Annotated in this window: 6 protein-coding genes; all 6 read right to left on the bottom strand. The window is 61.6% G+C overall.

Annotation, left to right across the window (positions count from 1 at the left end):
- Positions 1-335: 335 nt before the first annotated feature.
- From J2046_RS19025 to J2046_RS19000, 6 genes are read right to left on the bottom strand one after another with little or no spacing between them, the layout of a single operon-like run.
- On the bottom strand, positions 336-1,208 hold the full coding sequence (locus J2046_RS19025; RefSeq protein ID WP_210054521.1) for an N-formylglutamate amidohydrolase: 873 nt from the start codon (positions 1,206-1,208) through the stop codon (positions 336-338).
- A gap of 11 nt (positions 1,209-1,219) precedes the next feature.
- Positions 1,220-2,767, bottom strand: coding sequence for a gamma-glutamyltransferase (locus tag J2046_RS19020; RefSeq protein WP_210054519.1), 1,548 nt, complete (start codon positions 2,765-2,767; stop codon positions 1,220-1,222).
- The gene (locus tag J2046_RS19015; RefSeq protein ID WP_210054517.1) at positions 2,767-3,444 is read right to left on the bottom strand and encodes an RraA family protein; all 678 of its coding nucleotides are present in this window, start codon (positions 3,442-3,444) and stop codon (positions 2,767-2,769) included. Before J2046_RS19015 ends, J2046_RS19020 begins: the two co-directional genes overlap by 1 nt.
- Positions 3,441-5,093 carry an ABC transporter ATP-binding protein gene (locus J2046_RS19010; RefSeq protein WP_210054515.1) on the bottom strand — a complete coding sequence of 551 codons (1,653 nt, stop codon included), beginning with the start codon at positions 5,091-5,093 and terminating at the stop codon, positions 3,441-3,443. Before J2046_RS19010 ends, J2046_RS19015 begins: the two co-directional genes overlap by 4 nt.
- Positions 5,090-5,926 (bottom strand): creatininase family protein, encoded by an 837-nt coding sequence (locus J2046_RS19005; RefSeq protein ID WP_233470010.1) that lies wholly within the window; start codon positions 5,924-5,926, stop codon positions 5,090-5,092. The genes J2046_RS19010 and J2046_RS19005 overlap by 4 nt, the downstream gene beginning before the upstream one ends.
- Entirely contained in the window at positions 5,926-7,503 is a 1,578-nt protein-coding gene (locus J2046_RS19000; RefSeq protein WP_210054511.1) for an ABC transporter substrate-binding protein, read from the bottom strand. Before J2046_RS19000 ends, J2046_RS19005 begins: the two co-directional genes overlap by 1 nt.
- Positions 7,504-7,508: the final 5 nt, after the last annotated feature.

Genomic DNA, 7,508 nt, shown 5'->3' with positions numbered 1-7,508 from the left:
CAAGAGCCCAATCCGCCCCGTCAACTATGTGCCGCCCAAACGCGAATACCGCGAGGTCTCACACGGGCATATCGTCCAGGTCGCATGAGGGTTCGGGAGGAATGAGGGAACACCCTTATCCAGGGAGGGTGGTCGGGTCGGGCGGGACTGCAATGGACTTGCAGAATTGCTCACGGAAAGGGAGCTGCCTCCAGGGCTGGGTGCTCCTGGCCGTAGCTTTCTTCTGCCGAGCGGTCTGCTTCCGCTCCAAGCAGGCAATGATGGGGTTGGATTTCTCTTCAAAGGCGGTAATTCGAAAGTCGCATTCAGAACAGAATTGCATTGCGGTATCCGACTTAAGCCAAAGTCGTAACATACTCGCGCAATCTCGTGCCTAATAGCGCGAGATTGGCCTTGAGCTCTGCATAGCCAGCATTCTTTTCGCGCGTGTCTTCGTCCATGTAGAGCTTCCGATTCAACTCGATCTGAATGCTGTGGCGCTTCTTCGCCGGGGCAGAATAGGCGGAGACGAGTTCTGCACCACGGAAGGGGACATTCAGCGAAACTGAGTAGCCGAGATCTTCTAGAGTCTCGATGACGAGGTTGACGAAATCCGGCTCGCTTGACTGCCCGTCATAATCGCCGACCACCACATCCTTGCGGACCGTGCCCGGCGGATCGGGTGAAAGCTCATGGCCGATCGCCGGCATGGAATGGCAGTTGACGTGATAGACCTTGCCGAAGGTGTCGTAGGTTTCGTCGAGTAGCCGGACGATCTCACGGTGATAGGGGCGCCAGTAGGTTTCGATCCGCTCTTCCAGCTCCTTCACCGTTAACTTGCGGCCATACATCGGCGTATCGCCCCAGGCGTAACGCCAGGCAAGTCCCATGCCGCGGCGGGCAGCGGCGCTGTCGCGGGTCGGGTGCGGCCATTCACCTTCGATCATTTCGACGTCGACGTCCTTCACCGATCGGTTGAGATCGAGGAAACTGCGTGGGAAATGGGCGATCAGCAACGGCGCACCTATCGAGGGTGCGAAGCCGAAAAGATCGTCCACGTAGGTATCGGCCGCAACCCGCACCAGTTCGTCGGAGACGGTCCGTTCAAAATCTGGGATCGTCAGTCCGCTATGAGGTGAATCGAAAACAAGCGGGACAGCCGGCGCGGTTGGCGGAATAATCTTCAAGACGCCGTCTATCTCAACGGCTGCAAATAACGGATCGGTCATGAGAGCCTCGTTCAGGCTGTGGCAGCGAAGGCGGCCGGATAAGTGATGTCGGGCATTCCGACGAACGATGCTCCGCGACGGCCGACCATGCCGGGCGCAGCGAAGGGGCGGGGATAGACGACCGCTGCCGCCGGCCGGACCTTGGCAATCTTTTCGAGCGCCTCTATCTGATCGGCAGGCATGTCGATATTGAAAATGATGTCGCTGTGCGGACCTGTCGTCATGCGCGGGGTGTTCATCGCATCCTCGATATCAAGGCCCGCATGCACGATCATGCCGGTCAGCTGGGTCAGCGATGGGACGATCTGGTTGCCGCCAGCAGCGCCGTAGGCGGCGAATGGACCGTTTTCGTCGGTGATCGCCACCGGGCACATATTGCTCGGCGCATAGGCGTTCGGTTTCAGCGAATTGGCGCGGCCGGGCGTCGGATCGAACCAGGACATGCCGTTGTTGAGCAGGATACCGGTCGAGGGAGAGAGGGCACGGGCGCCGAACCGGTTGAGCAGCGTGAACGTGATCGCCACCATTCGGCCTTCATGGTCGACAGCGTTGACCTGCGTCGTGCTGGTCTTGCCGTTCGTCTCGGCCGGGTTGAGGCGCTTGCGGTGGGCGCCGAAACTTTCCCACAGCGCTTCGGCCATGGCCGTGAAGAAACCGGCGTCGACCGGGCCTCTGCCGCGCTTCCTGTCGAAGTGATCGAGCGCGTCGAAGAGCCGCTGGCCGGCGCTGGTTTCTCCGGCCACATGCACGGTCTTCCCCTGCAGTGACATGGTCCGCGACGGATAGAGGAGGGGTGCATAGTTCGCCATATCCGCAAGCGTAATCGAGCTGCCACCGGCATTCAGATCGGCAACGAGCTTCTCGCCGATCGCACCCCCATAAAGTGCGTCCGGGCCTTCGTTGGCGAGCTGCTCCAGCGTCCGGGTGAGTTGCTCAAGCGGCAGCGTCGCTCCCGGTTCGGGCGCGTGGCCGCCGGGCAGAAAAATGGAGCGCGTGCCGGGGTCCATGGCAAGTTCGCCTTCGGCGATGGCGACCGCCAGCGTCGTGTGCCAGTCAACATACATGCCCTTGCGGGCACGTTCGATCGCGGGCGCCAGAGCCCTGTCGAAACCGATCGTGCCATAGCGTTTCAGCGCCTCGGCAAAACCGCGCACGCAGCCCGGCACGACGGCGGCGGTGAAGCCCCGGACGTTGCGGTTGTCGATCGAGGCCGGGTGGCCGATGAACGTCTTGATTGTCGGATCGGGCTTGTAGAACTCCTGATCGAACGTGGACGGCACGCGTCCGGTGAACTCGACCACCTCGACCTTGCCGTCCGGCTCGGCGATGAGCATGTAGCCGCAGGCGGCGAGGCTGGTCATCCATGGTTCGGCGGTCTGAAGCGTGAAGGCGGCGGTGATCGCCGCATCGACGGCATTGCCGCCAGCGGCAAGAACCGCAGCGCCTGCCTCGGCTGCCGCATAATGTTGTGACGTGACGACACCATGTTCGCTGACGCCGGCCACCTTGCGATAGATGCCGCGTTCGACGCGCAAATGGTTATATTGCGGGTTTTCCATTATTGGCTCTCCAGTGCGGCGGCCACCATGCGGTTTGCGCCCGAAAGATCGCCGAGCTTTTCGCCCGCCTCGATCCTGTGCTTGTTGCGTCCGGCGCGTGCTTGCCGCGCCATGGCCTCCTCCACGACGTCTTCCGCTTCGTCGGCGGAGATAACCACGATGCCGCTCGCATCGGCGACCACGACATCGCCCGGCAGGACTGGCACGTTGCCACATGAAACGGGAAGATTGAGCGACCCACCGAGGTCGTTGAGCCGTGTGGTGATGCCGGAGACGCCTCGACACCAGAGCGGCATGCCGAGCTCGACGATTTCCTCGACATCGGTGCACGGGCCATCGATCGCAACACCGATCGCACCGGCCGTCCTGATGGCGAAGGCAACCCCGCCGCCGATACAGGCGTGCCGGTCGTCGCCGAGCCGGTCGACGAACAGGAAATCGCCGGGACGCAGCAAGCCGACGGCATGATGGAGAAGGGTCGAATCCGTTGCAGGGATCGCGACCGTCACCGCCGTGCCGACCAATGTCTTCTTCGGTTCGACAACCGGTGTGATCGAATGGCGCAGGAACCCGCGATGGCGGAAATGGCCGATCGTTGCGACCTCGACGCTCTCGAATTTCCGGATGAGTTCAGCATCGACCTGTTTCGGCACAGGCCCGATCTGGTATTTCTTCATGGCGCTTCCTTCCGGAGTCTGGGTTCTCCGGCCTCGTTTTCAGCCGCGTGATGCTGCCAGCCCTTGCCGGGTACGGCGGCAAGCAGTTCCTTGGTGTAGGTTTCCTTCGGCGCGCCGAAGAGCGAAGCCGGGTCGCCATGTTCGACGATTTTCCCGTTCTTCATGACCGCGATGTTGTCGCAGATCTGGCTTGCGACCCGCAGATCGTGAGTGATGAACAGGATACCGAAGCCGAGCCGGGCCTGCATGTCTGCGAGCAATTTCAGCACCTGCGCCTGCACCGAGACGTCGAGCGCCGAGACGCTTTCGTCGGCAATCAGAAGCTCTGGCTCGACGGCAAGCGCTCTCGCGATGCATATGCGCTGCCGCTGGCCGCCAGAGAATTCATGCGGGAAGCGACTGGCCGAGGCCCTGTCGAGCCCGCAGGCTTCAAGGAGGTCGAGGGCGCGGGCCATGGCGGCCTTGCGATCAAGCCCATGGATAATGGGACCTTCGGCAATCGCATCGCCGACCTTTTCGCGCGGGTCGAGGGCGGTATACGGATCCTGGAAGACGATCTGAACCTTGCGGCGCGCTTCGCGAAGCGCCTTGCCGGAAAGCCCGGCGAAATCGCCACCGGAAATCAGGATATCGCCACTTTCCGGCTGCACGAGGCGGATGACGCATTGGGCAAGCGTCGATTTGCCGGAGCCGGATTCGCCCACGAGGCCGAGCGTTTCGCCCCGGCGGATGGTGATGTCGACGTTGTCGACCGCCTTCACCGTGCGGCCGCCGCCGAACAGGCCGGAGCGGGTGAAGGTCTTCATGATGTTCCTGGCAATCAGCACCGGATCGCCGAGCCCTTGGCGCTCCTTGCGCGGCGTCAGCGTCGGTACGGATGCGAGCAGCCGGCGGGTATAATCTTGACGTGGGTGATTGAGGATTTCGTCGCGCGTGCCGATCTCGACGAGACAGCCCATCTGCATCACAGCGACGCGGTCGGCGATTTCCGCCACAACGCCGAAATCATGGGTGATGAAGATGATGCCGGTGTCATGCCTGGCGCGCAGATCCAGCATCAGCTTGAGGATCTGCGCCTGGGTGGTGACGTCGAGCGCCGTCGTCGGTTCGTCGGCGATCAGCACCGACGGATCGAGCGCGAGCGCCGTGGCGATCATGACGCGCTGGCACTGGCCGCCGGAAAGCTGGTGGGGATAGGAGTGGTAGATCTGCTCGGGATTGGGAAGCTGCACCTCGCGGAAAAGGTCGATCACCTTCCTGCGGATCTCCGCCTGCGATAGTCTCGTGTGGATGCGGAAGGTTTCCGACACCTGTTCGCCGACCCGGAAGATCGGGTTCAGCGCCGCCATGGGTTCCTGGAAGATCATGGCGATGCGCCGGCCGGTGATGCTGCGCCGGGTCGCATCGTCGATGGTCAGCAAGTCCTTGCCTTCGAACATCACTCGGCCCGTCGGCTGCCCGAGATTGCGGGGCAGGAGGCCCATGGTGGCAAGCGCCGTCAGCGACTTGCCGGAACCGGATTCGCCGACGATGCAGAGGATTTCGCCCTTGCTCACCGTCAGCGACAGATCCTCGACCGCAAAACGCCGGTCGGCGCCTTTCGGAAGCGGCACGTTCAAATGCTCGATCGAAAGCCGCTCGCTGCTCATGAGGCCGCCTTTGTGTCTTGAGGTGCAAAGGCGGTTGCCGAGCGCATATCGCAGCCGCGCATATGTCCGACGAAGCGGGCGCAGAAGCCAACAAGATGTTCGACCATTCTCGCGCCCTTTTCTGCGCTGGCGAGCGATGGATCGCCGCCTAGCATGCCGTCGGCATTCACCTCGTGGCAGTTGAGCTGCACATGCACGGGCATGCCTTCGAACTGGACGTTGTTGACGCCGCCAGTCGGGAGGCCGAACGCCTTGGCGCGCACCGATGGACGGGCGAGGTCCATACGCATCAGTTCGGGGAAGAGATGCAGGTAGATGGAGGTCAGCGGCTCGCCCCCATGGCCGCGCGCAGCGGCGACGGAATTGCCGTGCAATTCCTTCCAAAGCACGTCGGGGATCGATTGCCAGAGATTGACGAAGGGGATTGAAACCCCGCGTTCCGTGCGGATACGGCGAAGTGTCTGATCGAAGAGCGGTGCGTTGCTGGTATGGCCGTTCAGGATCAGAATATGCTCGATACCGTGATCGAGAAAGGCGGCCACGGTATCTTCGACGACGGCCGAAAACGTCGAAGGCCGCAGCTGGATGCCGCCCGCAATGGTCTTGAAGAAATCCGCATAACCGAAGGGAATGGTCGGCGCGACGATCGCGTCGCAGGCTTCTGCCACTTGTCCCGCCACCGCCTCGGTCAGCATGAAATCGCCCATCGGGGCGTGGGGGCCTTGTTCCTCCTGGCTACCGAAGGGCAGCAGGATGACGGGCCTTTCGGAAAGACGCTCGCGGAATTCCGCGAACGTCATGTCCTTCAGCGCATGCTTGCGTACCCTGGTCATCATACGAACTTGAAGTAATCGCCGTAGATGCGCATTTCGCCGTTCGGCTTGAATTTGAATTCGATGCCGGTGCGATGGGCGCAGTTGTAGACGCTCTTCCACAGGTAGTAGCCGGGCGTCACGCGCTGCCATTCTTCCGAAAGCGCCAGATAGGCCTTCTTGCGTTCCTCGAATTCCGTCGTGGCGTCGAACTTCTTGCCGAGCTCGACGAATTCCGGAGTAGGATCCCAGGTCTTCCAGTTGGCCGTCGAACGCGAGGCGGTCGGGCCCCAGTCGAGCCAGAGCGGCTGGTAGGGATCACCGGGAATGAAGTCCGAGCTCATGGACATGTTCATGAGATGGAACGGACGGCGATAGACGAGTTCGAAATTATCGAGCACCTGTGCTTCGACGTTGACGCCGATCTCCCGCCATTGCTCGACCATGATTTCGGCGGCCGCCTCATAGTTCGGATAGAACTGCCGGGTGATGTGCCAGAGCAGTTTCTCGCCCTTATATTTCGTCTTGGCGACCAGCGCCTTGGCGGCGGCGACGTCGTAGGGCAGTTTCACCGGCAAGTCAGGATCATAGAACTTGCCGTATTCCTTGAAGTTGAACGGGACGGCCGGATGTTCGGTCGTGCCGTTAAACAGCGCCTGGACAATCGAATCCATGTCGATCGCCTGGACCATGGCGTAGCGCAGGTTGGCGTCGACCAGCGGATTGTCTTCCGGATCGGGGCGGGTGTTGAAGGCGAAGGCCGGATAGTTGTCGGCGAGCACGCGCTTCAGCACTACGCCCTTGTAGCTTTCCAGCGATTTCTCCTGATCGGTCGGGATGTTGACCATGAAGTCGAATTCGCCCGAGACGAGGCCCGCCATGCGGGCGGCGAATTCCGGCACGATCTTCCAGGAGATCTGCTTGACCGGCGGCGGGCCGTCCCAATAATCGTCGAAGGCCTCCAGCACCATGATCTCGCCGGAACGGAAGGTCGTCACCTTGTAGGGACCCGTGCCGATCGGCTTCTGGCCGAAGCCGTCGACGCCCACTTCCATGTAGTATTTCTTCGGCACGACGAAGCCGATATAGCCGGTCAGCTTTGCCGGAATGTTCGGGTCGGGGCGTTCGGTTTCGATCTCGAACGTATATTTGCCAGTCGCCTCGACCCGCTTGAAGCCGGCCGTGAAAGTCTTGCCGCGCGGTTCGAACGGCTTCTGCCCCCATAGTCGCTCCGGGGACAAGGTAAAGACGGCATCCTCCGACGTCATCTCGGTGCCGTCGTGGAATTTCACGCCTTCGCGCAGCTGGATGCTCCAGACATTGCCGTTCTGTTCCCATTTCGTCGCAAGTTTCGGCGCGAAGAGCAGGCCGTTCTCATCATTAATGTAGTCGCGGTCGACGAGCGTGTCGTAGAAATTCGGGAAGATGCGGCGCGACGTGGTCGAGATACCGTTGATCGTCGCCATATTGGCCCAGAGATTGTCGACGGCGATCGTCAGCGATGGCCGGTCCGCGGCATTGGCCCGCGGCATGCGGCCGGCGAGCGACAATGCACCGGCTCCCAGAATGAGACTTCCCACTTCGCGTCTGGTATACATGGTTC

Origin of the sequence: Neorhizobium petrolearium (genome assembly GCF_017873175.1) — a bacterium.
In the GTDB taxonomy this organism is placed as follows: Bacteria; Pseudomonadota; Alphaproteobacteria; order Rhizobiales; family Rhizobiaceae; genus Neorhizobium; species Neorhizobium petrolearium.
The sequence above is the reverse complement of the archived record's forward strand: the minus strand, read 5'-3'. Positions and strand labels throughout refer to the sequence as shown.